The organism is Alkalihalobacillus pseudalcaliphilus (genome assembly GCF_028610675.1).
Lineage (GTDB): Bacteria > Bacillota > Bacilli > Bacillales > Bacillaceae_D > Alkalihalobacillus > Alkalihalobacillus pseudalcaliphilus.
The window spans coordinates 48,493-74,974 of record NZ_JAQQWS010000002.1; the positions used below are offsets into that span (position 1 = coordinate 48,493).

Consider the following 26,482-nt stretch of genomic DNA (forward strand, 5'->3'; position numbering starts at 1 on the left):
TCTTCTTCTTCCCTTGAGTAACTGTCTCGTTCGGCCCTTTTCGTTACTTTACTCTCTCACTTCCCTTGAGTAACTGTCTCGTTCGGCTCTTTTCGTTACTTTACTCATCTTCTTCCCTTGAGTAACTGACATATTATTAGACTTTTCATTCATACTCTTCGGTTTTTGTACTTCTCGTTCAAAAACCCAATGAACGAAAAGCCAAACACCCATTAAATAAATGGCACTTGTCAAAAGAAAGTTTGCTCAAATAATCAAAAACCTCCAAACAATACTTCCCTGTTTATTAAAGGTGAGTAGGTTGTCGTGGAAATTCTGTTTGAGAATTGCTGCACATGGCCCAGTCCTTCTCCATTTTTCTGGAAATAATGCAAAATAAGTAGTCTAGCGTAACTTCTAATTTTTTTCTCTTTTTTAATCTTCTTCTATCATATACCTATTGAAGTCACGATGAAAACAGTGATTTCTTTCCTATTAATGAATTAATGCTTGTCATAATTAAAATAACCCCATAAACAAATTTTCTGTTCATCGGGACTAGATAGTAAGCTTATAACTAGATTTACACTTTTTAATGGAGTAATTGCAAACGGAAGAGTTTAGTCACTGCTTCTGTTCGATTAGCACTATCCGTTTTGACCATAACATTTTTCAAGAAATATTTGACCGTTGATTCAGCTAGATACATCATGTTACTAATTTCCTTTGTCGTAAAACCATTCGCGATATATTGCATAACTTGTAACTCTTTATTTGTAAAAGAAGTATTTTCTTTTAGCCTTGTTCCATATAAAAAGTGCAAGCATTGTTCGCTGAAGTTTTTCATCTCATTTAACACATCCTGCCCTACTTGTAATTGGACATTGACACCTGTCATAAACCCTACGACAATATCATTAATTGTAAAAGGGATAACGAGCATATTTTTAATCGGCTCTGATAAGATGAAATGATTACTAATGGAAAGCTGAAAAGCATTATTATCAAAATAGCTTACCTTATTGTCAGATAATGCTTCATATACAAAACGATTTACTTTTGCCATCTCATGAACATAATGAATTGACTGTACATTTGGATATTCATAAGAGATTATGCCACTAAACGCATCATTAAAGCTTGAATATTGAAATAATTGAATAATGCGACAAGGGAAGTTTTGATAAAATACCTTGATCATTTCAAACAAATTCTCATTAACATTTTCACTTTTTATAATGGAAGAAAGTTCTTTTTGCCAGTTTGCTATCAAGCGACACCACCCCCACATTCACTATATCAAATTAACTAGACAAAAGGATAGATATACCTATAAACTTCCCCTTTTGTCTAGGTCATTTTTATACGTAAAGCTAACTATTCCACCCCTCAAGTAAACGCTATCATTAATGTGTAGCAACCTAATTTTAAAGGAGTGATACGTATGAAAATAAAAGCTGCTGTTATCAATTCTGTAAATGAACCTTATGTAATGGAGGAGCTCAATATTAGTGAGCCCAATGACAATGAGTTACTCGTTAAAATGGTAGCTTCAGGTATGTGCCATTCAGATGTAGCCGTTCGAAAAGGTTTTAATGAATTCCCTCTTCCCATTATTCTCGGTCATGAAGGATCTGCTATTGTAGAAAAGGTGGGAAGTAATGTCCAAGGTTTTGAAATAGGTGATCATGTGGTTGTTTCATTCGGTTATTGCGGACAGTGCGATAACTGTAGAACAGGGATCCCTGGTTCTTGTTATGACTGGAGTGAGATAAACATGTCAGCTACACGAGAGGATGGTAGCGCTTATTTTACTAGAGAAGACGGAACACCGGTTACTCGTTTTTTTGGTCAATCTTCTTTTTCTACTCATTCCATTGTCGGATCTTCTAGTTTAACAAAAATTGATAAATCCTTAGATTTACGTTTATTCGGTCCACTTGGGTGTGGGTTCATGACTGGAAGCGGTGCAGTTCTTAATGGTATAAAGCCTGAGCCCGGCTCGACAATTGCCGTTTTTGGGACTGGCGCAGTTGGTATGGCTGCAATGATGGCCGCAAAGGTGGCCGGTTGTTCAAAAGTAATTGCCGTTGACATTCACGAGAGCCGACTTGACCTTGCAAAGCAGCTAGGTGCCACTCACGTTATTAACAGTAAGAATGAAAACGCACAAGAACAAATCCTTGCTTTGACAAGTGGAAGAGGTGTAAATTATAGCGTTGATACGACAGGAGTTGGACAAGTCGTACGTACCGCCATAGAAGTATTAGCAGTAGGTGGATCTATTGCACCAGTAGCCGTTGGAAAGGATATAACGATTAGTACAATTAATGATCTTGCTATGAAAAACCGAAATATCGTCGGTGTTCTGATGGGACGTGCCATTCCTCAATTATCAATTAGACAGATGGTCGATTTTTATGAAGCAGGTAACTTCTCGTTTGATAAATTAGTGGAGTATTACTCTATCGACGACATTAATCAAGCAGAAGCCGATTCATTATCAGGCAAAACGATCAAACCGATTCTTATTATGGATGAATCTTATCAACCAGAAGTCGCTAAATCCTAAAATCATTTACAATCACAAACCCAAAAAGGAGTCCGATGCATTAAATCATCGAACTTCTTTTCCATTTTGTGATTATTTACTTACATTCACTTCTTTAGATGGGTAAAAGTCTTCTGGGTGGTCTAGCTTCTTATATGGTGTCATGGACTTCTCTATATAAAGGGCATGCCATATCATAAAGCATAATGCGACCCAAAGCTTTCTACTGTTATCGCGTTTACCTGTTGCGTGTTCATTTAATAGTGCTAGTATTTGATCCTTATATAGATACTCATCAGTTTGGCTCATATGGATCATATTTTTGGCCCAATCGTACCATTCATCTCGTAACCAAACTCGTATCGGCACAGGAAATCCAAGCTTTTTTCTGTCTAAGACACTTGCAGGTACCCATTCAGATATCGCTTTTCTTAGAATATACTTGGTCGTTTGATGACTTAGCTTATACTTCGTTGGAATTTCACTCGCTACTTCCAAAACTTCGTTATCTAAAAATGGAACGCGCAGCTCCAATGAATGAGCCATGGTCATGCGGTCTGCTTTTGTTAAAATATCTCCAGGTAGCCATGTGTGCAAATCAATATATTGCATTAAAGTTGCCTTATCATAAGCCTTACCTTGCTCATAAAAGCGAGCGACATGGTTTTTAAAATGATTATTTTGATTAAAATGGAGCAAAATCTCTTTCTTTTCTAATTCATCATATATTTTAGCATTACCGATATAACGATCGGCTAATGGTGTCGTACCTCTGATTAAGTAGTTCCGCCCTTTTACTCCCTCAGGAAGAAATGTAGCAAGAGAATGAAGCATCTTATTTAATGGCTTTGGTATGTAATCAAACCCTTTCAAAGCCAACGATTCACGATAAATATTGTAGCCACCGAATAGCTCATCGGCTCCTTCCCCTGACAAAACCACCTTGACATGCTTACTCGCTTCTTTAGCAACAAAATAAAGAGGAATAGCTGCTGGATCCGCTACGGGTTCATCCATGTGCCAAATAATATTTGGTAGCTCACGCAAAAATTCTTCTGAGCTAATAAACTTATGGATATTAGTAACACCTAATTGGTGGGCTGATTCTTTCGCTACCTCAACCTCGCTATATCCATTTTGCTTAAAGCCTACTGTGAAGGTTTGGAGATTTTCGTTATGTCTTTTTGCCAAGGCAACAGTTGTTGTTGAATCAATTCCCCCTGATAAAAAGGCACCTACTGGAACATCACTACGCATATGTTTGGCTACAGAGTCTTCCATAACATCTCTTATCTTTTGGATATGATCCTCTAATGAAAGATTAATCGTTCGGAATTGATATTGATGAAATGCTTTAATCTCCATCGTACCTTTTAACTTTTTTACAAAGAAATGACCAGGTGATAACTTCTGAACTTCTTTATAAATGGTAGCAGGCTCAGGTACATACTGGTAGCTCAAATATTGCTGAAGTGATTTGGTATTAATAGTCAAAGAGTCTATACAGTGGTGTATACTTTTCAATTCAGACGCAACGAGCAATTGATGATTGGATTCCCAATAATAAAACGGCTTAATTCCAAAACGATCCCTTGCCCCTACTAACTCTTGCTGCACTTTATCCCATATCACAAAACCAAACATACCTCGGAGCTCTCGGATTGCCTGTACTCCTTTTTGGGCGTACAAGGCAACAATAACCTCTGTATCCGTATGAGTTTGAAACGAATAACCATCTTGAATCAAACGATCTCTTAATTCGATATAATTATATATTTCACCATTAAATGTAATGTGGTAACGGTCATTCTCATAAGCCATTGGCTGACTGCCATGTTCTAAATCAATAATACTTAATCTTTTAAATCCAAGTCTTACTGGATGCTCTTCAAAAATCCCTGTTGAATCAGGGCCTCTATGATGAATTTGCTCCAATGCTTGCTCAAATAAATCACGGGTCATAAATTGTTGATTTATATTTATTTCTCCAAAAAAACCACACATTGTCTCGTCACCTACTAATAAGTTTATTCTATCTTATAACACATATCATTGACTTGTAGGATTTAGTTTTTGAGTTGTCAATCATATATGTCATTTCATAATCACGCAACCAAATAAAGGAAATCTTACTCATTATAATTACATTACTCGAACCATTCAATAAACTCACCAAAAAAAGATTATTTTCCACATTGTGACCGCATTCGTAGCAATTATAAACTCTTAACCCATTCTTCCCTATTAAATACGTATATAATCATACATGTACATTAGACGTCAACTTCTTAAATAAGGATTCAATGATTTCTCTAAATACTTTATATTCATACCTCAATATAGAAAAAACCGAGTATGGTAACATTACCACACTCGGTTTTTACGTTCATTAAGCCTTGCTCTCATCAAATCCTAAATCTGCGTCTTCTCGTTCTCTTTCATATCTATCAATGATGACCGCACAAGCTGAGTCACCTGTAACGTTAACTGCTGTTCGCATCATATCAAGAATTCGGTCAACAGCTAATACAAGCGTAATCCCCTCAACAGGTAAGCCAACTGAAGTCAATACCATCGCTAGCATTATCATACCTACGCCAGGAACACCTGCTGTACCGATACTCGCTAATGTTGCCGTTAAAATAATCGTTAATAGTTGTGTAAAATCTAATGATACGGCAAATACTTGTGCGATAAAGACAGTCGCAACAGCTTGCATGATTGCTGTACCATCCATATTAATCGTTGCCCCGAGTGGTACTACAAAGGAGGTTACTGGTTTAGATACACCTAGGTCTTGCTCAGTTACCTTCATTGCTGTTGGTAATGTAGCATTACTACTGGATGTACTAAATGCCACGGCCATAACTGGGAAGTACTTTTTAAAGTGCTGAATCGGATTACGTTTACCTAGTAACCAAACAGCTCCACCGTATGTGATTACTGTGTGTAAGATTAATGCAATAATTATCGTCATCATGTAAGCAATCATTGATTGAATGACACTTAAACCTAATTTACCGATCGCTGATGCAATTAAACCAAAAGCACCATAAGGAGCAAGTTTCATGGCAATACCAACAAGGAACATCATAATCTCATTTCCTTGTTCTACGAGTTTGACAATGCCCTTTGTTTTATCACCTAAACGTGCCAGTGCTACACCAACTAGTAGTGCAAAGGCAATAATTTGTAACATTTCACCAGATGCCATTGCTTCAATAGGATTCTGCGGAATAATATTGAGAAGTGTATCCATAACAGGAGGTGCTTCCTGTGCTTGATAATCTTCTTCTAAATTACCCATTAGCCCCGGCTCACCTGGCTGGATTAAATAAGCCATTCCAATTGCTAATGACAACGCAATAACGGATGTTACCATAAAATAAATAAGTGCCTTACCACCGATTCTACCTAAAGTCTTAGGGTCACCAAGACCAGCTGCCCCTAAAATAATGGAAAAGAAAACGAGTGGTACAACAACCATCATAATTAAATTAAGAAAGATTTGTCCAAGTGGTGTTAATACGTATGTATCGACAGGCTCGAATAAGTTAGGTGCAAATAAGTTAAATCCTAACCCAACAAACACACCGACAATAAGTGCGATTATTATTTTTTTAGTTAAGCTCATTTATAATCCCCTCTCCTACTGATGAATACTCATCCATAATAAATTTAAAATCTTTACCCTTTATAAAGAAATATCAAACCAGTCATTTTCAGAAAAATTGTAAAATTAACTTATTTCAGGTAAATAAAGGAAGTCAAAACCTCAGACCACTGCTCTAAACCTCTTCCTAAAGCTTTCCATTTATTTTCTATTTTTTACTACATTTCTTAAAGTATGAATGCTATAAATTCCCTTCTGCTTACGCTTACATCTAAAATAAATAGACATAAGTCTATCAATTATGACATAATTATTCCGCATTCAACAAAATTTAAAAAGAGGCACCACTCATGATAACATACTTTACTTTTCTTGAAAACCTTCTATACTTGAACACCCATAAAGCCTTGGGTTATGCTATAATACAGAACTAGAATTTTAATTAGGAGAACGTTATGATGCTTGATTATCTTTCCCAAAATTGGCGTTTTATTGATCATTCTACTTTAGGCTTAAACGTCTCACCATTACATTCATTTGCTTACGATGATTCAATTTGCACATCGGTCGCACAATCATTAGTTCCCCCCACACTCCGTACATGGGTTCACCATGACACGGTTGTATTAGGGACACAGGATAGCCGATTACCGGTTATATCTGATGGGTTAGAGTTACTTTCTGAAAATGGCTATGATTCTATTGTGCGAAATTCAGGTGGTTTAGCCGTCGTTTTAGATCAACATATTTACAATATCTCATTAATTTTAAAAGAACATAAAGAACTATCAATAGATGGAGGCTACGAGCTTATGTATTCCTTAATTCGCTCCATGTTTCCTAAAGTGAAAGTAGAAGCAGGAGAAATTGTTGGTTCTTATTGCCCTGGTTCCTATGACCTTAGTGTAAAGGGGAGAAAATTTGCAGGCATATCGCAGCGAAGAATTCGAGGAGGTGTAGCGGTTCAAATTTACTTATGTGTTGCGGGAAGCGGTTCACAAAGAGCAGAACTTATCAAAAGCTTCTACACAAGGTCCGTTCAAGGTCAACCAACTAATTTTGAGTATCCTCGAGTGCAACCTGAAACGATGGCTTCTCTCAGTGAATTAATCGGAGAACACTTGACGATGCAAGATGTTTCCTTTCGCTTATTACAAACGATGCAACAACTAGGTGCCCATTTAAACATGGAAGGCCTTACCTCCTATGAACAAGAATTATTTATTAAAAACCTAACGAGAGTTAACGAACGGAATCAGAAATGTTTACCCTAAAAACACTAAAACCCCTCTACGATTTCATCATAAAGGGGTTCTGAACGTTTATTATTTCGCTACCTTTTGCGTAATAGCTTGCATTGCTGTAATTAAAGAAAGTTTATACACATCTTGAACATTACATCCGCGTGATAAGTCATTTACTGGTTTATTTAAACCTTGTAAAATAGGGCCAATTGCATCATATCCACCTAATCTTTGAGCAATTTTATAACCTAAATTCCCTGACTCAAGACTCGGAAAGATAAAGACATTCGCTTGTCCTTGCAATGGTGAATCTGGTGCTTTCTTTTGTGCTACTGCCGGAACAAAAGCCGCATCAAATTGGAATTCCCCGTCAATGACTAAATCAGGACGAGTATTCTGTGCTAATTTTGTTGCTTCCGATACTTTCTGTGTTTCCATAGAAGAAGCAGAGCCCTTTGTTGAAAAGCTCAGCATAGCTACTTTTGGATCAATCCCAAAAACCTTTGCCGTTTCTGCTGTTGCAATCGCAATTTCAGCTAGCTCTTCACTGTTTGGAGATATATTGATCGCACAATCACCGAAGACAAACTTCTTATCGTCCTTAACCATAATAAAAACACCCGAAGTCCTTTTAATACCAGGCTGTGTCTTAATAATCTGTAAGGCTGGACGCACCGTATCACCCGTTGAATGGGCAGCGCCACTTACTAATCCATCTGCTAACCCCATATGGATAAGCATCGTACCAAAGTAATTCACATCTTTTAATTTCTCACGTGCCGACTCTTCCGTTTCCTTACCTTTACGGCGTTCAACAAACGAAGCAACCATTTCATCGATTTGAGGGTAATTGTACGGGTCTAATTGCTTAATACCACTCAAGTCAAATTGTAACTCCTGGGCCTTTGCTTCAACCTCTTCTTTTCTCCCAATTAAAATAGGTTTAACAACTTGGTCTTTTTCTAATAAAACCGCTGCTTCCATCACTCTTTCGTCTGTTGCTTCTGGAAGAACGATTGTTGGTTGGTGTTCTTTTACTTGTTCTTTAATTCCACTAAATAGGTCGCTCATGACCAAACCTCCTATACATCATATACATGTCTTTGTATATGCCTCATATTAACAGGATAACTTGCTTCTTTTAAAAAGAAAACCTTCTTGCACGATGTTGATTCAAAGTAAAAATTTTTCAAAAATAGAAAGCGTTTTAATTGGGCATATTTACGTTAAATACCATCTACATCTAGTTCCCACTTGCCATATAGATTGAAATTACACTTATAGGTTTTAGTCTTTCCATTAAAATCATACTTCCCTCTCTTTTATTTTACTTGTTACTTATGGGAATAACTTGAATGAATTTAAAAATTTTGTGAAGTTATGAACAATGTCACTTTTTTATAGGCATTGTGATTTCATTCTGTGCTTTAGTTTATGGTATGATACAAGGGAATTAGGTTGATACTATTGTTCATTAAAGGAGTGTTACATAATGATTGAAGCAGCTAAAACTCTTGATGGTTGGTATTGTTTACATGATTTCCGCACAATGAACTGGCCAGCATGGAAAACGTTAAATACAGAAGAACAACAACAAATAGTACGCGAGTTCGAGGAAACTCTCTCAAAATGGGAAGATGTCGAAGCTAACGGTGAAGGTAGCCATGCCGTCTATTCCATCGTTGGTCAAAAGGCAGATTTAATGCTCGTTCTTTTACGTCCTACAATGAAGGAACTGAACGAAATTGAGCGTGCTTTTAATAAAACTCGTTTAGCAGAATTCACGATACCTGCTTACTCGTATGTGTCGGTTGTTGAGCTCAGTAATTATATAGCGGGCGAAAGTAATGAAGACCCTTATCAAAACCCACATGTGCGTTCTAGACTTTATCCACAATTACCAAAAGCAGAGCATGTATGTTTCTATCCAATGGATAAACGTCGTGATTACGACGCTAACTGGTATATGCTCCCGATGGATGAACGCAAAGAGTTAATGCGTAGCCACGGCTTGATCGGTCGTAGCTATGCCGGCAAAGTAAAACAAATGATTACAGGCTCGGTTGGTTTTGATGATTGGGAATGGGGCGTCACTCTCTTTGCCGAAGATGTTTTACAGTTTAAAAAGCTTATTTATGAGATGAGATTCGATGAAGTTTCTGCTCGTTATGCAGAATTCGGTTCATTTTATGTCGGAAACATCCTCAAAAAAGAAGAACTTCAACAATTCTTTTACCACATCTAATTAGCCCTACAACAAGGACGGTTCATGGATTAACATGAACCGCCTTTTATATGCTCTCACCTTTCATTTACTATTCCCGGATTACCTGTTGACAAACATATTAGTGGAGACTCCCGTGAGAGATAGTGGCAGAGCTGAGATTCAGCGGCGTAGCCGATAAGCTTAGCGTCATGTGAATGTCTTGGAGCATGATTTTAAATAGCGGCGAGCAAAGCTCCGCATATGAGTATTAGCACCAACTTTCATACAAAATCATAAAAAAATCTACAAGAAATGAATCATAGTCTTGCACGTTTAGACATATAGTGGAGTAAATATGTTTTATTAGACATCTATCATGTAATTCATGTTGATTTTGGAGGTGACCAATGGCGGTTATAAAAGCTTCCTCAAGTGATATAGATATTTTAGCACGTCTCATGCGAGCAGAGGCTGAAGGTGATGGAGAACTCGGCATGCTGAATGCTGGTAATGTCATGGTGAATCGAGTTCGAGCGAATTGTTTGGATTTCGAAAATATCCGCTCAATACCAGATATGGCTTACCAATCACCTGGTGGATTTGAGGCAGTTCAAAAAAGTTATTTTTATCAGCAGGCTCGTGAACGGGATCGGAAATTAGCTAGAAGAATGGTTAACGGTGAGAGAGTCAACCCCGCAGAATTTGCCTTGTGGTTTTTTCGACCAGACGGCCCATGCCCTGCAGAGTGGTGGGGACAGTGGAATTCCGGAAGATATAAAGCACACTGTTTCTACACCCCACTCGCTTCAGACTGTGAAGAGGTTTATAACACATTTTAATAAGTCTCGAATAATCAAAGGCTAAAGGAGTGATTATGTTGTATCAACAGCAATGGCCAGGTTCTTATCCTCAATTTTCTCAAGAAGGGTTTCAATCACAAGGGTTTCAAGGACAACAGCAAGTTCAACAACCACAATCACAGAGCTTTTCAGCGTCGAATTATCAAGTCCCTGGATTTGTTTTACAACAGCAAAATACTAGTCCAGGAAGTATGTTGCCGTTAGAACAATCCTTTATTGAAAATATTCTACGGTTAAATCGTGGAAAAATAGCTAGCTTTTATATGACCTTTGAAAATAATAGTGAATGGAATGCAAAAGTTTTCAGAGGAAGAATTGAAGAAGCTGGTAGAGACCATATCGTTGTCAGCAACCCTGAAAACGGCGAATATTATTTACTATTAATGGTCACTCTTGATTATGTTACCTTTGATGAACCGATTGAATACTCTTATCCATTCGGTGGAAATGCAGGAGGTCAGGCTTTAACACAATATAGTCCTAGATAAACAACCCGTAAGGCAGAAATGCCTTACGGGTTGTTTTACTTTCATAAATTCTTTGTTACGGCTACCCCTATTAGAATCCAACCTAGAATAAAGGCCACTCCACCTAACGGCGTGATGGCACCTAACTTTGTAATCCCTGTTAAAGCCATAGCATATAAGCTGCCCGAGAAAAAGATAATTCCAATGAAGAAGCTCCAACCCGCAACAGTTAATAATTGATTTGATGCCATTTTTAATGCTAATAATCCAACAACTATTATGCCAATACCATGAATCATATGATATTGCACACCTGTTTGGTAATTTTTTAGCATTCTCTCTGTAATCTTACCTTCTAGCCCATGTGCCCCAAAAGCTCCAATGGCAACGACAAGAGCCATGATAATACTTCCCATCAATAAAAATAACTTGGCCATGTTATATTACTCCTATCTAAATGACTTTCCTCTATTCTAAATTTTTAAAACGAGAAAATCCACTTTTTATCTTATATAATAGATGGACATCCACCATTCTATTATTGTTTAAAGGAGTGAATATATTGACAAACGTGAAGATTAGACCTTATACCCTAGCGGATTTTGAAGGGTTACTAGCTGTGCAAAAAGAAGCATTTCCCCCTCCATTTCCTGAAGAGTTATGGTGGTCTAAATCTCAAATCTCCTCGCATATCGAGACATTTCCAGAAGGTAGCTTATTAGCGGAAATAAACGGGGTTATTGTTGGTTCAGCAACATCTTTAATAGTCCAATACGACGGGTCACCTCACACTTGGGAAGAAGTCGCTGACAATGGCTATATTAAAAAAAGCCATAACCCAAATGGTGACAGTTTATATGGTATTGATGTTTGTGTGAAACCTAGCTATCGAGGGCAAGGTGTGGCCGCAGCTTTATATGAAGCTAGAAAAGAATTAGTTCAACAACTAAATCTAAAAAGATTTATCGCTGGCTGTAGAATACCAAACTATCACCATCATGCTCAAGAGCTTGATGTAAATACCTATGTTCAGAAAGTAGTGAAGGGAGACATTCATGATCTCGTCCTTACATTTATGTTAAAACAAGGACTGACTCCGCTACAGACTCTAGCCGATTATTTAGATGATGATGAATCGTGTCATTATGGTGTACTTGTAGAATGGCAACCCTCTAAGTGATCAAAAAACAGTGGAAACATGCTCAAGGTAAAGAGCTACTCCACTGCTTTTTCTTATAATAGTAAATTAAAAATCTAATAGGTTACCTAAGTTACCCTCATTATTTTTTGTAGTCCCTCGATGGTCTTGCACGACAGCCGTTTCAGGACTTGGTGATGTTTGAATTTGTTGATAGCTTGGATACACCACTTTTTCAACTGGTGGCTGTTGTCTGTCTACTCTAGTGAAGGTATTGTCGTTTTTGAAAAGCTGACAATAGGCTTCTATAGCTGAAATGGCTTCAATGACGTGCTGCGTATTCTTTTGTTCGTTTGCTTGTTCTAGTCTTTGTATTTGTTCTTTCATATGGTTAATAACAATTTGTGTTGATATGTTCATGTGATCGGCCTCCCTACAAAGACATCTTATCATATGTTTGGGAGAGGGAGAAATAATCCTAGGTTTTGTATGAAAGTTACTTATGGGCGATAGTTTGTGCCGTGAAGTTAGCTCGTCATCCATCTCGCGATAAATGATCTTAGTAGGACAGTGCACCCTGTTTATACAGGCTGACTCCTGATGGTGATCGAGTTGTAAACGGGCCAACAGTTTGAACAGTCACCACTACGTTCATCTTTGTTGGTGGCGAAGTGAATGGGGTTTCGCCATGGCGTTGCAGACCCTCCTCATTTAGTTTTTGCTAAGTAGATATAAATGTCGCGTAGGCAGTGGAAACCCATTTGTTCTGCTTTGATTAGATTCTGTTTCCAGAGCTCCGCGGTTATTTTGGCATCCTCTAAAGCATGATGCCTTTTAATCACAGGTATATCATAATAGCGACAACAATCTTCAAGCGTTACAAGTTGTTCTGAAGGTAGGACGACTTTTGTTAAAAAGGCTGTATCCACTAAACGATGTTGAAAAGTAGTACGTAAAGTTTGCCAAGTTGCATGTGACATAAATTTCTTTTCATGACTAGCATGATGAGCAACCAATGTTGTCCCGCCGACAAATTGATAAAACTCAGTTAGTACGTCCAATAACGGTGGTGACTGCTCTAATTCCTCCATCGTTAATCCCGTTAATTGTAATACATCGTCAGAAACAGGCTTTAGAGGTTGAATCGTTGAATAAAAGATATCCTCATTCAAAATTTCGATTCCTTGCATCTTGATCGCACCCACTGATAAAATTCTGTCACCGTGATCGGGATAAAATCCGCTCGTTTCTAGATCAAAAATAATAAAAGGCAATTCCTTAAAAGGTTTATCAAGAGCATCCTCATTTTTTAACTCTTTTTGGATTTGTCGTAAATGAGACATTTGTTGAGTAAAGGAGCGTTGCTGTGTCGAAGTGTAAATACTTGGACTCAGTTTTGATGAAAGTTGTTTCATCAACTGAATCATATGGTTCATCATCTTCGTTACCCCTCCTCTACATGCACTTGAATCCTCTTATAAAGCGTTTGTCCTCTTTTAATCCACTTTTTCAGCAAACGTTTATCCTCTTTTGACAACTGAGTCACATCTAAATAATGAATGCTTTCATACGTTTTTACATCCTTTTGCCATTGTAGTTGCTTGGTTAAAAGTTCACGGAAATCCTTTTCATAACTTTTTACCTCATCATAAAAAGGAGAGAGTTTTCTAAATCGGTGCAACGTAGCAGCATCTTGAATCTCCTCTTGGATTGCCAGTAACCGTAAACCATTCACATAAGGAAAGGAAGCTATTTGTTTTAAATCTAATTTACCTTGATTTAGGCCTTTATTCTCTAAAAGTAGCTGACCAAATAAACCGATCCCTTTTTTCATCCGACCCGTATTGTCAATAAAGCGTTGCATCAATTGTGGATTCTCATCAACAGCTTGAAAAATGATCGCTTTTATTTTTTCCACTAATTGTTCCTCACCTATAAACGTCTGGGCATCAAATAACGTCAGCGTATGGCGAATGTTCTCCCAATTGTCTTGTTGTAGCCAACCGTGAATCTGTTCCTGCCATGCTTCAAAAGACTGACACCACATGGGATTAGAAGCCATTACTTTTCCTTCACATTCTTCATACCCAACCAAAACAAGGGCTTCGACAATAACTTGACCTAAATGAAGAAAATAGCTTTGCTTTTTTTCGCTCGTTTCACCCTCATAAACGATACCGTGGTCTTGGTCGCTCCAGTAAAGTTGCTCACCTCGTCCACCACTCCCTAAAATAAAGAAAGCAAAGTGAGCAGGAGGCTCTCCCCACTCACTTTCAACTTTTTCCATGACCATATTGATTGTTTCTTCCATAATAACGTCATGAACATGTTTAACCTCTTCAATAGAAGGATCCACCGTTTTCATCATCGCTTTCCTTTTTTCCAAAACCAATTCGAGTTTTGCTTCAAAGTTTTGATTTAGATAAACCGTGAGTCCACCATTTTCAAACATGATTATGCTCCTTTAGTTTCATTACCAGCCATGTTTTCAGGATAACCATAACTTCCATGTTCACTCATATCCAATCCAAGAATCTCTTCCTCTTCAGATACACGCAGGTTACCACCAACTAAAGCTTTAATAATTGTTAAAAGGATGTACGAAGCAACGAATGCGAATAAACCACAGACAACAACGGATAAAATTTGAACGCCTAACTGGCCAAATCCGCCACCATAAAATAACCCAGCTTCTCCACCGTTCATAGCTGCTAGTGTCGGAGTGGCGAAAAATCCAGTTGAAATCGTTCCCCAAATACCAGCAATACCATGAACAGAAATCGCAAAAATAGGGTCATCAATTTTGGCTCTATCAAGTGCTTTCATGCTGAAGACTACAATTAATCCACCAATAATTCCAATTACTACAGCTGCCCAAGGAGCAACAAAAGCACAAGAAGCTGTAATCGCGACTAGACCTGCTAGTGCACCATTTAACATGGTAGGAATATCTGATTTCCCATTTAAAGCCCATATCATAAAGAGCGCTGCTACAGCACCTGCTGCTGCGGCTAATTGAGTATTAAGGGCTACATAACCAAAGAATCCTTCTTCTAAAGCAACTGTACTTCCTGCATTAAACCCAAACCAACCTACCCATAAAATCAAAACACCTAACGCTGTATAAACTTGGTTATGTCCAGCAATTTCATTCATAGAACCGTCTTTATTATACTTACCAAGTCGAGGCTTCAAAATAATGGTAGCGGCAAGTGCTGCCATAGCCCCTGTTAAGTGAACTACTGTCGATCCGGCAAAATCTTGTTTACCCATTTGTGCAATCCAACCACCATCATTCCACACCCAATGCGATACGACTGGATAGACGACTAAAGAGAAAACGACTGCAAACATCACATAAACAGATAGTTTGGCACGCTCTGCGAAACCGCCAAAAGCAATGGTCAAAGCTATTGCTGCGAACATGACTTGGAAATAGAAGTCAACGGATGGCGAGAGCCCTCCATCAGGCGAAGATGCGTCTCCATAAAAGAACTGTGTTGAACCGAATATCCCTCCTACACTATCTCCGTAAGCAATCGCCCAACCCGCGGCCCAATAAACGAGTGTTGCAATCCCTACTGTAAAAATCGTTTTACCTGCGATATGACCAGCATTTTTCATTCTTGTTGAACCGGCTTCTAAAAGAATGAATCCACCTTGCATAAATAAAACTAAAATACCCGCTATAACAACCCAAAGATTATCGACTAAAACCATTTCCATTCTTTTTTACCCCCTTGAATTAAATTACTAAAGTATTATTGCGTCAGTTAAGTAAATCCTATTAATATAACCCTAATTATAAGGTCTAAATTTTCTGAATCTACAGTTATGTCAGAAAAGCTACCACCATTTTTCATTAGTCCATTTATTGAAAACGCTTTATTTATAAGGGTTTCAGCTTACTCTATGGAAATCGACTACATGTTTTCCGTACTTATTGACCATATTAAAAAGTGTGTTGTTTACAACATGTAAGATCATTTAACTAAATAAAAAGGAGAACAGGTCAATGAATCCAAATCAGCAACAAGGTATGACAAATATGCCTCAAAATTCTACGCAAGCAACGCCAACATTTAATCATGGCGGTCACGAAATGTTTGATTGCCACGAAATATTAGCTGGAATTATTAATGTCCTCGATCAATTTATGATTTTTAGGGGATATATGAAGGACCCGGAGTTAATACAGCTTTTGGACAGACAATATCAATTTTTGGAAAGTCAATATAACCTCATCGTTGAATCCTTTAGAAGCGGTCAAGATCCTTCACAAGGCACAGGTCAATATCAAATGAAGTTAAGTCATACCGTACAATTTGGGATAAAACCTTCTGCCCCCAAAAAGCCGAATCGAAATATTTCAGAAGTAAAAGAAGCTGGTCTATCTGCCCATATGTTAGGTTTACTAAAATCAACAGCCTCTACTATGGCGATGATTGCCGTTGAAGTGACGAATCCTGTTATTCGACGTGTATTAGCTGATACCGTACCTAATATAATTGAAATGGCTTATGAAGTATTTTTATATCAAAATAAACATGGCTATTATCAAGTACCACAGCTAAAACCTGCTGATATGCAAGCTATGTCAACAGCCTTTACTACCGTTAGCCAGCCAGCAACGATGCCAAGTAATCATCAACATCCCTTACATTAAACACCTACACAACGTAAAAAAGCCGTCCGATCACACATGATCAGACGGCTTACCATTTATTCCAGATGATTCGTTTCACACCCTCCTTCAAGTGACCAATTAATAGGAGTTTGACCTTTTTCCCTTAAGATTTCATTTGTTTTTGAAAATGGTTTACTACCATAGAAACCTGTCCTTGCAGAAAAAGGACTTGGATGTGGTGATTGAATAACAGCGTGGAATGACTCATCTATTAAGGGCCTTTTTGCTTGGGCTTGTTTCCCCCACAATATAAAAACAAGTGGTTTCTTCCGTTGGTTGAGTTTCATTAATACATGCTCTGTGAATGTCTCCCAACCTTGGTTTTTGTGAGAATTTGGCTTACCTTCTTCCACTGATAAGACTGTATTTAACAATAGGACTCCTTCATGAGCCCATGAACCTAAGTAGCCATGGGGAGGCTGTGGTTGCTCGAGGTCATCCTCTAGTTCTTTATATATATTTCTAAGTGAAGGTGGCAATTTGATTCCTTTTTGTACGGAGAAGCTTAGCCCATGCGCTTGTCCATGACCGTGGTAGGGATCTTGTCCAATTATGACTGCTTTGACTTGTTCATAATCCGTATACTCAAAAGCCTGAAAAAGCATGTCTCTTGGTGGGTAAATGCTCTTATTCTGATATTCCTCTTCGATAAAGGTCATTAATTTCTTAAAATAATCCTGCTCTGCTTCTTGTCTAATCAAAGACAGCCAGCCAGGTAAAACTTGTTCTAACATATTATCCCCTCCTGTATTTTGTATGAAAGGTATCTAAACCTCATGTGCGGCGCGTTAATCACCGCTACCGAAAAATCATGCTCCGCGTCCTATGGGGTGGCGCCGAACTAACCAGCTTTGCTAGTGGATTTCAGCTCTGCCACTACGTCCCATGAGAGTCTCCGCATGTTTTCGTCCGCTGGGTGACTGCTCATTCTCTAGTATAAATAACATTCTTACAACAATAACTAAAATGAAAGTGAATGAAGACACCAATAAAAGGACAAAACATGCTTTGATTTTTGTTAGTGGCGAAGTGAATCGGGCTTCGCCATGTGGGTTTTGTATGAATAAAGAAGCAAACCAAATTGAATCAAATTCCATCAGTCAAAACGTATTGTGAATGAACATTTTGGAGTCAAAGCTACAATCGGCATAGATAAATGACAGTTGTTAATGGCTATATATACAGGCTTCAAATTGGCTCGCTTTTTCATTTACACCGCATCGACTGTTCTTTTTTTGGCTTCATTGCTGCAAAAAATTCTTTCATGCTTGTTGGTGGCGAATAGCTCATATTCACTTCATTCATCTAGCATTTGCGATGTTACTTCTTATTTCCTTTTATAATTGCTTGTTTTGTCGTATGCAAAAAAGCCACGTTATAAGCGTGACTTTTGTTTTGATTCTTATCATAGCATTTTTAGAAAAAGATGTGAGCAAAAAATACAACGATCGGAAGTGCAATTGAGGTTCTAATAATAAAGATTAGTACAAGGTCAATAAAACGAACAGGTATTTTAGATCCTAATAAAAGTCCGCCAATCTCTGACATATAAATAAGCTGTGCAACCGAAACGGTGGCAATAATGAAACGTGTCATTTCACTTTGAATATCTGCTCCTAATAACGCCGGTAAAAACATATCTGCAAACCCAACGACCATAGTCTGCGCCGCTTGTTGTGCTTCAGGAACTTGCATCCAAGTTAGAATGTATTCAAATGGTGTGCCTAAAATGGTAAACAATGGTGTTTTTTCCGCAATAATTAGTGACACTGTACCAATGACCACGACTACCGGAATTACGACTAACCACATATCTAAGACATTTTTCACACCAGAAATTGTAAAGTCCTTTAAGCCACCACTTTGACTTACTTTACCAAGTGCCACTTTCAAACTATCTCCGCGCTGGCCCTTTTTATTTTCCTCACTTTTCAAACGCTTTTCACCATTTATAAATGTATCTGTTTTTAAAGAAAGTGGAGGAATTCGAGGCATAATAATAGCTGCGGCAAACCCCGACACTAATAAGGCGATATAAAATTCAAAGAACATGTGGCCAAGACCCATATGCTGTAAAATAACAATACTAAACGTAATCGAAACGACTGAAAATGTTGTACCAATAACAGCTGCTTCTCGTTTCGTATAATAGCCATTTTCATATTGTTGGTTCGTAATGAGAACTCCAACTGTCCCATCCCCTACCCATGATGCTAAAGCGTCTACAGATGAGCGACCAGGTAATTTAAATAATGGTCTCATTATTTTATTCATTGACTTTCCTACAAACTCAAGTAAGCCATAGTCCATTAATAGAGGTAAAAATAAGCCTGCAAATAAGAAAACAGAAAATAAAACAGGAATTAAATCATAAATTAATGTACCACCAGTATCCCCTGACCAAACGGCTTCAGGACCAACTTGCCAAAGTACCATTCCGACCAATACGACACCAACGAAACGTAATAAGAGCGAGAGTGGCGAAACGACAAAAACAGCTCTAATTACCTCATGGTATTGATATTTATTTTTTAACAATGTTAAAAGCAAGGAAAGGACAAAACTAATAGCTAATATGGAAAAAACAATAAATGGTAAGCTTTCCCCTAAAACATCTTGAACAACCCCAGCTAAATAAGCGACTGGAATGGTCACGCCATCTTCAGAAGGTATCGGTGTAATAAATAAAAATACCCCCATCAATGAAGGAAGGATAAACTTCCACATTAACCTCATTCGGTCTTTGTTTTGTGTATCAGGTTCTTGCATATCTATTCGACTCTCCTAACTATCGACCGTATTTTTACGTATAATTATACTAACATATTAATAAAGACAACTTTTCTATCCTACCCGATTTCCACATTTTTCGCAATGTCTTTTTTTGGATATATACCCCTCCAATTAATAAGGAAACATATAATTAGCCAAGGAAAAAACGATCCGTTATACTGAGTATTAGTTTATGCTTTCACCAAGGAGGACTTCTAAAGAAATGACTGAAAAAATATACATTTTACACGAGAACGATGAATGGACAAATCCATTATGTGAAGCACTTGATGAACTCGAACAACCCTATGAGTTATGGCATTTACATGAGGGACAATTCAATTTAATGAAAGAACCACCTCAAGGGATCTTTTATAACCGTATGAGCGCTTCTTCACACACACGCGGCCACCGTTATGCACCTGAATACACAGCAGCCATTTTAACTTGGTTAGAAGCACACAACCGTAAAATTTTTAATGGAAGTCGTGCCCTTTCTCTTGAGGTTAGTAAGGTCGCTCAATATTTGGCTTTAGAAGCTTTCGGTATCCAGACACCTAAAACCATTGCGGCGAGTGGACAGCAACATCTCGTAGAGGCAGCTAGTCAAAGTGGACTTTCTTCCTTTATTACGAAGCATAACCGAGCAGGAAAGGGTTTAGGGGTCCAGCTTTTTCATTCAGTGAATGAACTTGAGGCATTTGTGAACAGTTCTCAATTCGAACCTTCTATTGACGGAATCACCTTAATTCAACAATATATAAAATCACCAAACACATCGATATTACGTTATGAATTTGTGAATGGAAAATTCCTGTATACAGTCAAAGTGGATACATCAGAGGGATTTGAACTCTGTCCAGCGGATAGCTGTCAAATCGGTGATCAATTCTGCCCAACAACCAGTCAACCGAAAGCAAAGTTTGAAATCGTCGATGAGGGACAAGCAGATCTAATTGCTAAATACGAGGCATTTTTAAAAGCAAATCACATTCATATGGCTGGAATTGAGTGTATTATGGATGAAAATGGTGGTTGGTATACGTATGACGTCAACACCAATACGAATTACAACCCACAAGCAGAGGCGATACACGGTCAATTTGGCATGAAAGAAATTGCTAAGACTCTTCAAGCTGAGCTGCTTGCATTGAAAGAACAACGCTCTACTATCAAATAAATAAGTATCTTAATATTTATTAGCCATTTACCAAGCAAGCATTGTCTAACACCCATAATTTAGTATAATAAATAAAAGCAAGAAGATAAGGAGTGAACAATTCACCATGACTATGTTCAAAGCATTAACCATCGCTGGATCCGATACAAGCGGAGGAGCGGGTTTACAAGCAGATATTAAAACATTCCAAGAGCTAGGTGTATATGGCATGAATGCCTTAACTGTCATCGTCGCTCAAGACCCAGCTAGAAATTGGTTCCATGAAGTTATTCCTCAGTCAGCTGATACATTAGCTAAGCAGATAGAAACTGTTTTATCAGGAATCGGAGTAGACGCTGTTAAAACAGGGATGTTAGGCTCGATTGAGATTATTGAGCTAGTGGCCCAAAAAGTGGACGAATATAAAATCGACCAATTAGTTGTTGACCCTGTTATGGTTTGCAAAGGAGCAGATGAAGCTCTTAATCCAGAAACAGATGCATGCTTGCGCGATGTCTTAGTTCCTCGAGCATTCGTTGTGACACCAAACTTGTTTGAAGCTGCTCAATTAAGTGGTGTAGGCCCTGTTGATTCCATTGAGAAAATGAAGGAAGCTGCAAAAGCGATTCATGAAAAGGGCGCAAAACATGTTATTGTCAAAGGTGGTAGCAAGCTTGGTCTTAGTGAAGCGATTGACATTTGGTATGACGGCGAAACGTTTCATGAGCTCAAGTCGGAGTTAATCAAAACAAGCTTTACGCATGGAGCTGGTTGCACCTACTCAGCAGCAATCGCCGCTGAGTTAGCAAAAGGTAGTAGCATCGAAAAAGCGATTTATACAGCGAAGGATTTTATTACTGCAGCTATTAAGCATTCATTCCGTTTGAACGAATATGTCGGTCCAACCAATCATGCTGCTTATAAACATACACTTGTTTAATAATACAATCACTCAAAACACGTATGAATGATTATTCATGCGTGTTTCATCTTTCTAAACCATCCAGATGCTTTTTAAGATGGAGAAATTAGGGGGTTACATATGGCTGAACAAATTCAAAATCAACAAAAATTAGGAGTGATCGCTGGATTAAGTGCTTATATACTTTGGGGTGTCTTTCCGATTTATTGGAAGCTATTAGATGACATCAATCCCATTGTTGTACTTGCTCATCGTATTGTTTGGTCACTTGTTTTCTGTTTGATCATTATTCTAGTTACCAAGCAACTAAGACAAACTCGTCTTGAATTTCGTAAGACCTTTACAAACTGGCGTTCTGCGATTGGTATTATTTTAGCTTCCTTTTTTATTTCTGTTAATTGGTATGTGTTTATTTGGGCTGTCTCCAATGAATACGTCCTTCAAGCTAGTTTAGGTTATTATATCAATCCTTTAATCAATATATTGTTGGCCTTTTTATTTTTAAAAGAACGATTTAACCGCAAACAGATTCTTTCATTTACTTTTGCCTTCATTGGTGTTTTTTTTATGACTATTGATTATGGGACTTTTCCGTGGGTATCTCTTATTTTAGCCCTTTCTTTTGGGTTATATGGATTAATAAAAAAGGTAGTAGCCGTTTCTTCTTTAGGTGGCTTATTTATTGAAACATTAATCGTTAGCCCGATTGCCCTCTTTTTGATTATACAATTGGGGTCGGATTATTCCTTTTCAGTTGGGGAGTTATCTACTTGGTTACTTATAGGTGGTGGTATTGCAACGGCGATTCCTCTTCTTTTATTTGCTACAGCCGCGAAAAGAATCCCGCTGTCATTAGTTGGGTTTTTACAATATATAGCACCAACGATCATGTTTATTTTAGGTGTGTTCGTATATCAAGAGGATTTTAATTTCGTTCAATTGTTTGCGTTTGTATTCATTTGGATTGGTTTGATTATTTTCACACAGGCTAGCAGTAAGAAAGTGGTTGCACGGAAGGTTGCTTGAGAGTAGGATTTTTTTGTATGAAAGTTACTGCTGATGCTCGGGGTCGGAGCTATGCTCATCGCTCCCGAAAATCATGCTCGGTTAAGTTACTACTAATCCTTAAATTCACAAAACCAACTAACCGCATTCATTTATAAAGTACAAACTAGACTTCCATGTTTGGTGGTGGAGTGATGTTTACTTTGTTTTGCATAGAAATAAGCCAACTACGTAAGAAAAAGCAGCCCTTCTTGTTTCGGGATGCTTTTTCACATTAGTTAGCTTTAATTAGAATTTAGCTTGATAGGCGTCTACTTCCCAACCTGTCACAGCTGTGCGGAAGTCATTCCACTCAGAACGTTTTAAATCAATATATTCACCAAATGCATGTTCACCTAACGTTTTCAAACCGATTTCACCTGTTTCTAAACGGTCAACTGCTTGCTCAAGGTTTGTTGGTAAGTTTTCAATACCTCGTGCTTCAATTTCAGCAGGTGACATGCTGAAGATATCAGCATCTACAGATGGTGGTGCTGTTAATTCACGTTCTACCCCATCTAATCCAGCAGCAGCTACAACAGCAAAGGCTAAGTACGGGTTAGAGGATGGATCTGGACAACGGATTTCCACACGGGTTCCTCCTCCTCGTGTTGCAGGGATACGAATTAATGCAGAGCGGTTTGATGCCGACCATGCGATATAACATGGTGCTTCATAACCTGGCACTAATCGTTTATATGAGTTGACAAGAGGGTTTGTTACAGCAACAAAATCCTTGACATGCTCAATTAAACCAGCAATAAATTGGTAAGCTGTCTCAGATAGCCCTAAGTGATCAGAATCATCATAGAACGCATTTTCTTGTTTTTCCTCATTAAATAAAGAGATGTTTGTATGCATCCCACTTCCATTAGCGCCTGCAAGAGGCTTAGGCATAAATGTCGCATGAAGGCCAAATTGCTTTGCTACCGTTTTTACGACCCACTTATACGTCGTTGCCGCATCAGCTGAAGCTAAAGCGTCTGCATATTTGAAATTAATTTCATGTTGTCCAACAGCTACCTCATGGTGTGATGCTTCGATGGTGAAGCCCATCATTTTTAGTGCTTTATAAATAGCTAGACGAACTTTCTCACCTTCATCTTTAGGCGAAGGTTCAAAATATCCACCTACATCTTGAGTTCTTTGTGTCGGTTGACCAAATTCGTCCGTTTCGAATAAGAAAAACTCTAATTCTGGTCCAACACTAATGGAGTAGCCTTTATCTTTTGCTCTCTCAACTGTCTTTTTTAATACATTCCTTGGGTCACCATCAAAATCATTACCGTCTGGTTTTGTGACACTACAAATGAAGCGAGCTTCCGAATACCCTTCTTCTTCCGTCCATGGCAGGACAGCAAAAGTAGATAAATCTGGGTCTAAATATAAATCCGATTGGTTAATCGGCGTAAATCCTGTAATTGAAGATCCATCAAACATAACTTTTCCGTCTACAGCTTGTTGTAGTTGTTCAGCAGTAATGGTTACATGTTTTAAGGTTCCTTCAATATCTACAAATTGCATATGAAGTAATTCGACACTTTTCTTTTCAATTGTTTCTTTAATCTCTTGAATTAAAGTCTCTCTCGTAGGCGTACTTACCGTCATCCCCACACACTTCCTTTTCATGTAAACTTTTATTACATCTATTTGTTAATTACTACTTTATGATCATTAGGTCCTTTTCGCAATCATCATGTAAGATAATCTAACATATAAATTTTTATAATTTTCCTCATATTCCCTCTACTCTACCACCCCAATGGAAACACGCACGATTACTGAATATATGATAATAACTACTAATTCTTCTGTTATCGTATCATTTTTCATGGGTCCATTTATAAAGTTCGGTGATTTTCATAAGAAATCAGGTACACGACCTATCCTTGTGATTTTGGAAATACGTAAGATAATTTCACCAAGTCCATTACGTCCTTTAATGATTTGTTAGTTAATTAGACTTCCTTGTCTTTTCTGATGCAATGAATGATTTTTTTATTAAGTGGACAAAAAGAAAAAGAGATATCCCAAAGACTAGTGTTAGCCTTTGAAGATATCCCTTTTTATTCGTTACGCTTGCTTACTGCGTCTGCGTCTTCCATCTGCTGAAGCAGCTGGCTTACCACCTTGACGGCGTTGTTGTCCGTTTCCTTGCCTTTTTTGCGAGCCGTTACCTTTCCAATCACGCTCAGAACGTTGGCGACGATCGCCACTTCCTTTGCTGTTACGACGATAAGGTCTTCCGCCTCCACCGTCACGACGTTTCTTCGTACGTAATGGAGCTTCACCTGTTAATCGTACTTCTGTTGTATCAGGCTCTTTCGTTAATAGCTTTAATGCAGCTGCCAATGCCGTTGTCGCATCTGTTTCTTGCAATAACTCCTTGGCAATTACACGATACGCTTGGAAATCTTCTTTATTAATTTTCTCTCTAAGATTGTTCATGGCAATTTTTTGTTGACCTAAAATAGCTTCTTCATAAGATGGAAGAACCGTTTTAGTCATCTTTTTCTTAGATGTCTTTTCGATCGCTAATACATGCTCTTTCTCTGATGGCGTTGAAAAAGTAATCGCCATTCCCGATTTACCCGCACGTCCTGTACGTCCAATTCTGTGGACATAACTCTCAGGATCTTGTGGTAAATCAAAGTTATAAACATGTGTAACTCCACTTATATCTAATCCTCTTGCTGCTACATCTGTTGCCACAAGAATCTCAATAAGGCCGTTTTTAAACTTACGTAAAACGCTATCTCGTTTCGCTTGGTTTAAGTCACCATGAATACCTTCAGCACGGTAACCACGCTTAATTAATGCCTCTGATAATTCATCGACACGTCTTTTTGTGCGACCAAAAACGATAGCAAGTTCTGGAACGTGAATGTCCATAAGACGACATAATGCATCAAATTTCTGTCTTTCATGAAGCTCAATGTAAAATTGTTCAATGTTTTCCATTGTCACTTCTTTCGCCTTAACTGCGATCTTTTCTGGGTTTTGCATAAACTGCTGTGCAAGCTTCTCAATACGTGTAGGCATTGTTGCCGAGAATAATAAAGTTTGTCTCTCAGATGGCGTCTCTTTAAGAATCGTTTCAATATCTTCGACAAAGCCCATATTTAACATTTCATCTGCTTCATCTAAAACAACCGTTTCAACTTGGTTTAGTTTAACCGTTTTACGGTTCATATGGTCCATTAAACGACCTGGTGTTGCCACGACAATATGTGGCTTTCTTTTTAAGTCTTGAATTTGGCGACGCATATCTTGGCCACCATAAACAACGACTGTACGTACACCTTTATATTTCCCGAATTTTTTCAGTGATTCTGCGACTTGGTTCGCTAATTCACGTGTCGGGGCTAAAATAAGACCTTGTACGACCTCATTTTCTATATCAATTTTTTCAATTAATGGTAAACCAAATGCTGCTGTTTTACCTGTTCCTGTTTGCGCTTGTCCAATTACATCTTTCCCTGATAATGTAGTTGGAATGGTTGCATTTTGAATGGGTGTTGCTTCTGAAAACCCCATTTCCTCAATTGCTCTAATAATCTGATGGTCCAAATTAAACTCATAAAATGTTGGCAAATCCATATCTCCTTTAATTTATATTTTACGCCTTCATGCTTTTCGGACACATAAAGCTAGGAGCGTTCTATAGCTATGATAATCTATCATTAAAATTAGCTCTTTTATTTGACTGAACCGATTGATTCACTTCTCATTAGCTCGTATTTCTGTTGTAAGAATACTCCTTGTATTTAGGTTTCCCTAATGTAAGAACGACTTATTAGCTCTTACTTCTTTTAATTCTTGCCATCAAGTTGAAAGCAA

The 26,482-nt window shown here is 38.0% G+C and carries 23 protein-coding genes; 10 read left to right on the forward strand and 13 right to left on the reverse strand.

All coding sequences use genetic code 11. From position 1 onward, the window contains the following. Positions 1–571: 571 nt before the first annotated feature. Positions 572–1,252, reverse strand: a complete 681-nt coding sequence (locus PQ479_RS06935) for a helix-turn-helix transcriptional regulator (protein WP_047986915.1) — start codon at positions 1,250–1,252, stop codon at positions 572–574. 171 nt (positions 1,253–1,423) lie between these two features. On the opposite strand from PQ479_RS06935, the gene PQ479_RS06940 reads away from it, so the two are divergent. Continuing rightward, positions 1,424–2,551: an NAD(P)-dependent alcohol dehydrogenase gene (locus PQ479_RS06940; protein WP_047986914.1), complete on the forward strand. Its 1,128-nt coding sequence runs from the start codon at positions 1,424–1,426 to the stop codon at positions 2,549–2,551. A 72-nt stretch (positions 2,552–2,623) separates the two neighbouring features. Here PQ479_RS06940 and asnB read toward each other — a convergent pair whose 3' ends face one another. Both asnB and PQ479_RS06950 read right to left on the reverse strand, forming a co-directional pair. Beyond that, positions 2,624–4,534 (reverse strand): asparagine synthase (glutamine-hydrolyzing), encoded by a 1,911-nt coding sequence (asnB, locus tag PQ479_RS06945; RefSeq protein ID WP_047986913.1) that lies wholly within the window; start codon positions 4,532–4,534, stop codon positions 2,624–2,626. A gap of 385 nt (positions 4,535–4,919) precedes the next feature. Beyond that, positions 4,920–6,164: a dicarboxylate/amino acid:cation symporter gene (locus PQ479_RS06950; protein ID WP_047986912.1), complete on the reverse strand. Its 1,245-nt coding sequence runs from the start codon at positions 6,162–6,164 to the stop codon at positions 4,920–4,922. A gap of 437 nt (positions 6,165–6,601) precedes the next feature. Between PQ479_RS06950 and PQ479_RS06955 the strand changes: the two genes are divergently transcribed. Further along, on the forward strand, positions 6,602–7,417 hold the full coding sequence (locus tag PQ479_RS06955; protein ID WP_047986911.1) for a lipoate--protein ligase family protein: 816 nt from the start codon (positions 6,602–6,604) through the stop codon (positions 7,415–7,417). Between the two features lie 51 nt (positions 7,418–7,468). On the opposite strand, the gene pta is transcribed toward PQ479_RS06955, so the two are convergent. After that, positions 7,469–8,458, reverse strand: a complete 990-nt coding sequence (gene pta / locus PQ479_RS06960) for a phosphate acetyltransferase (RefSeq protein ID WP_047986910.1) — start codon at positions 8,456–8,458, stop codon at positions 7,469–7,471. A gap of 421 nt (positions 8,459–8,879) precedes the next feature. Between pta and hemQ the strand changes: the two genes are divergently transcribed. From hemQ to gerQ, 3 genes are all read left to right on the forward strand, one after another. After that, complete coding sequence (gene hemQ, locus PQ479_RS06965) at positions 8,880–9,632, forward strand: hydrogen peroxide-dependent heme synthase (RefSeq protein WP_047986909.1); 753 nt, start codon at positions 8,880–8,882, stop codon at positions 9,630–9,632. Positions 9,633–10,000: 368 nt separating this feature from the next. Then, on the forward strand, positions 10,001–10,432 hold the full coding sequence (locus PQ479_RS06970; protein ID WP_047986908.1) for a cell wall hydrolase: 432 nt from the start codon (positions 10,001–10,003) through the stop codon (positions 10,430–10,432). Positions 10,433–10,467: 35 nt separating this feature from the next. Then, positions 10,468–10,941 carry a spore coat protein GerQ gene (gene gerQ / locus PQ479_RS06975; RefSeq protein ID WP_047986907.1) on the forward strand — a complete coding sequence of 158 codons (474 nt, stop codon included), beginning with the start codon at positions 10,468–10,470 and terminating at the stop codon, positions 10,939–10,941. A gap of 41 nt (positions 10,942–10,982) precedes the next feature. On the opposite strand, the gene PQ479_RS06980 is transcribed toward gerQ, so the two are convergent. Beyond that, positions 10,983–11,357 carry a DUF423 domain-containing protein gene (locus PQ479_RS06980; protein WP_047986906.1) on the reverse strand — a complete coding sequence of 125 codons (375 nt, stop codon included), beginning with the start codon at positions 11,355–11,357 and terminating at the stop codon, positions 10,983–10,985. A gap of 134 nt (positions 11,358–11,491) precedes the next feature. Between PQ479_RS06980 and PQ479_RS06985 the strand changes: the two genes are divergently transcribed. Further along, a complete protein-coding gene (locus PQ479_RS06985) occupies positions 11,492–12,100 on the forward strand; it encodes a GNAT family N-acetyltransferase (RefSeq protein ID WP_337957088.1) in 609 nt (202 codons plus the stop codon). A 66-nt stretch (positions 12,101–12,166) separates the two neighbouring features. On the opposite strand, the gene PQ479_RS06990 is transcribed toward PQ479_RS06985, so the two are convergent. The 4 genes from PQ479_RS06990 to PQ479_RS07005 all read right to left on the reverse strand — a co-directional run bounded on the left by PQ479_RS06990 (position 12,167) and on the right by PQ479_RS07005 (position 15,784). Beyond that, positions 12,167–12,478 carry a YwdI family protein gene (locus tag PQ479_RS06990; RefSeq protein WP_047986904.1) on the reverse strand — a complete coding sequence of 104 codons (312 nt, stop codon included), beginning with the start codon at positions 12,476–12,478 and terminating at the stop codon, positions 12,167–12,169. 287 nt (positions 12,479–12,765) lie between these two features. Next, a complete protein-coding gene (locus PQ479_RS06995) occupies positions 12,766–13,497 on the reverse strand; it encodes a 3'-5' exonuclease (RefSeq protein WP_047986903.1) in 732 nt (243 codons plus the stop codon). 5 nt (positions 13,498–13,502) lie between these two features. Continuing rightward, positions 13,503–14,510 (reverse strand): DUF294 nucleotidyltransferase-like domain-containing protein, encoded by a 1,008-nt coding sequence (locus PQ479_RS07000; protein ID WP_047986902.1) that lies wholly within the window; start codon positions 14,508–14,510, stop codon positions 13,503–13,505. A gap of 2 nt (positions 14,511–14,512) precedes the next feature. Further along, the gene (locus tag PQ479_RS07005; RefSeq protein WP_047986901.1) at positions 14,513–15,784 is read right to left on the reverse strand and encodes an ammonium transporter; all 1,272 of its coding nucleotides are present in this window, start codon (positions 15,782–15,784) and stop codon (positions 14,513–14,515) included. Positions 15,785–16,073: 289 nt separating this feature from the next. On the opposite strand from PQ479_RS07005, the gene PQ479_RS07010 reads away from it, so the two are divergent. Then, complete coding sequence (locus tag PQ479_RS07010) at positions 16,074–16,724, forward strand: spore coat protein (protein ID WP_420535540.1); 651 nt, start codon at positions 16,074–16,076, stop codon at positions 16,722–16,724. Between the two features lie 56 nt (positions 16,725–16,780). Here PQ479_RS07010 and PQ479_RS07015 read toward each other — a convergent pair whose 3' ends face one another. Together PQ479_RS07015 and PQ479_RS07020 are read right to left on the reverse strand one after the other, a co-directional pair. Continuing rightward, positions 16,781–17,479, reverse strand: a complete 699-nt coding sequence (locus PQ479_RS07015) for a uracil-DNA glycosylase (RefSeq protein ID WP_047986900.1) — start codon at positions 17,477–17,479, stop codon at positions 16,781–16,783. 682 nt (positions 17,480–18,161) lie between these two features. Next, positions 18,162–19,514, reverse strand: coding sequence for a YjiH family protein (locus PQ479_RS07020; protein ID WP_047986899.1), 1,353 nt, complete (start codon positions 19,512–19,514; stop codon positions 18,162–18,164). 226 nt (positions 19,515–19,740) lie between these two features. Here PQ479_RS07020 and PQ479_RS07025 point away from each other — a divergent pair, with 226 nt between their 5' ends. The 3 genes from PQ479_RS07025 (at position 19,741) to rarD (ending at position 22,624) form a co-directional block, all read left to right on the forward strand. Next, positions 19,741–20,697, forward strand: coding sequence for an ATP-grasp domain-containing protein (locus PQ479_RS07025; RefSeq protein WP_047986898.1), 957 nt, complete (start codon positions 19,741–19,743; stop codon positions 20,695–20,697). Between the two features lie 106 nt (positions 20,698–20,803). Next, positions 20,804–21,616 (forward strand): pyridoxine/pyridoxal/pyridoxamine kinase, encoded by an 813-nt coding sequence (gene pdxK, locus PQ479_RS07030; protein ID WP_047986897.1) that lies wholly within the window; start codon positions 20,804–20,806, stop codon positions 21,614–21,616. Positions 21,617–21,718: 102 nt separating this feature from the next. Further along, positions 21,719–22,624, forward strand: a complete 906-nt coding sequence (gene rarD, locus PQ479_RS07035) for an EamA family transporter RarD (protein ID WP_047986896.1) — start codon at positions 21,719–21,721, stop codon at positions 22,622–22,624. Positions 22,625–22,891: 267 nt separating this feature from the next. Here the strand turns inward: rarD and glnA are convergent, their stop codons facing one another. Both glnA and cshA read right to left on the reverse strand, forming a co-directional pair. Continuing rightward, positions 22,892–24,250: a type I glutamate--ammonia ligase gene (gene glnA / locus PQ479_RS07040; protein WP_047986895.1), complete on the reverse strand. Its 1,359-nt coding sequence runs from the start codon at positions 24,248–24,250 to the stop codon at positions 22,892–22,894. Between the two features lie 465 nt (positions 24,251–24,715). Next, complete coding sequence (gene cshA, locus PQ479_RS07045; protein ID WP_047986894.1) at positions 24,716–26,236, reverse strand: degradosome RNA helicase CshA; 1,521 nt, start codon at positions 26,234–26,236, stop codon at positions 24,716–24,718. Between the last annotated feature and the right edge of the window lie 246 nt (positions 26,237–26,482).

Coding starts and splice junctions, on each gene's coding strand:
- PQ479_RS06940 (WP_047986914.1), top strand. CDS start 1,424: ATGAAAATAAAAGCTGCTGTTATCAATTCTGTAAATGAACCTTATGTA.
- asnB (WP_047986913.1), bottom strand. CDS start 4,534: ATGTGTGGTTTTTTTGGAGAAATAAATATAAATCAACAATTTATGACC.
- PQ479_RS06950 (WP_047986912.1), bottom strand. CDS start 6,164: ATGAGCTTAACTAAAAAAATAATAATCGCACTTATTGTCGGTGTGTTT.
- PQ479_RS06955 (WP_047986911.1), top strand. CDS start 6,602: ATGCTTGATTATCTTTCCCAAAATTGGCGTTTTATTGATCATTCTACT.
- pta (WP_047986910.1), bottom strand. CDS start 8,458: ATGAGCGACCTATTTAGTGGAATTAAAGAACAAGTAAAAGAACACCAA.
- hemQ (WP_047986909.1), top strand. CDS start 8,880: ATGATTGAAGCAGCTAAAACTCTTGATGGTTGGTATTGTTTACATGAT.
- PQ479_RS06970 (WP_047986908.1), top strand. CDS start 10,001: ATGGCGGTTATAAAAGCTTCCTCAAGTGATATAGATATTTTAGCACGT.
- gerQ (WP_047986907.1), top strand. CDS start 10,468: ATGTTGTATCAACAGCAATGGCCAGGTTCTTATCCTCAATTTTCTCAA.
- PQ479_RS06980 (WP_047986906.1), bottom strand. CDS start 11,357: ATGGCCAAGTTATTTTTATTGATGGGAAGTATTATCATGGCTCTTGTC.
- PQ479_RS06990 (WP_047986904.1), bottom strand. CDS start 12,478: ATGAACATATCAACACAAATTGTTATTAACCATATGAAAGAACAAATA.
- PQ479_RS06995 (WP_047986903.1), bottom strand. CDS start 13,497: ATGATGAACCATATGATTCAGTTGATGAAACAACTTTCATCAAAACTG.
- PQ479_RS07000 (WP_047986902.1), bottom strand. CDS start 14,510: ATGTTTGAAAATGGTGGACTCACGGTTTATCTAAATCAAAACTTTGAA.
- PQ479_RS07005 (WP_047986901.1), bottom strand. CDS start 15,784: ATGGAAATGGTTTTAGTCGATAATCTTTGGGTTGTTATAGCGGGTATT.
- PQ479_RS07010 (WP_420535540.1), top strand. CDS start 16,074: ATGAATCCAAATCAGCAACAAGGTATGACAAATATGCCTCAAAATTCT.
- PQ479_RS07015 (WP_047986900.1), bottom strand. CDS start 17,479: ATGTTAGAACAAGTTTTACCTGGCTGGCTGTCTTTGATTAGACAAGAA.
- PQ479_RS07020 (WP_047986899.1), bottom strand. CDS start 19,514: ATGCAAGAACCTGATACACAAAACAAAGACCGAATGAGGTTAATGTGG.
- PQ479_RS07025 (WP_047986898.1), top strand. CDS start 19,741: ATGACTGAAAAAATATACATTTTACACGAGAACGATGAATGGACAAAT.
- pdxK (WP_047986897.1), top strand. CDS start 20,804: ATGACTATGTTCAAAGCATTAACCATCGCTGGATCCGATACAAGCGGA.
- rarD (WP_047986896.1), top strand. CDS start 21,719: ATGGCTGAACAAATTCAAAATCAACAAAAATTAGGAGTGATCGCTGGA.
- glnA (WP_047986895.1), bottom strand. CDS start 24,250: ATGACGGTAAGTACGCCTACGAGAGAGACTTTAATTCAAGAGATTAAA.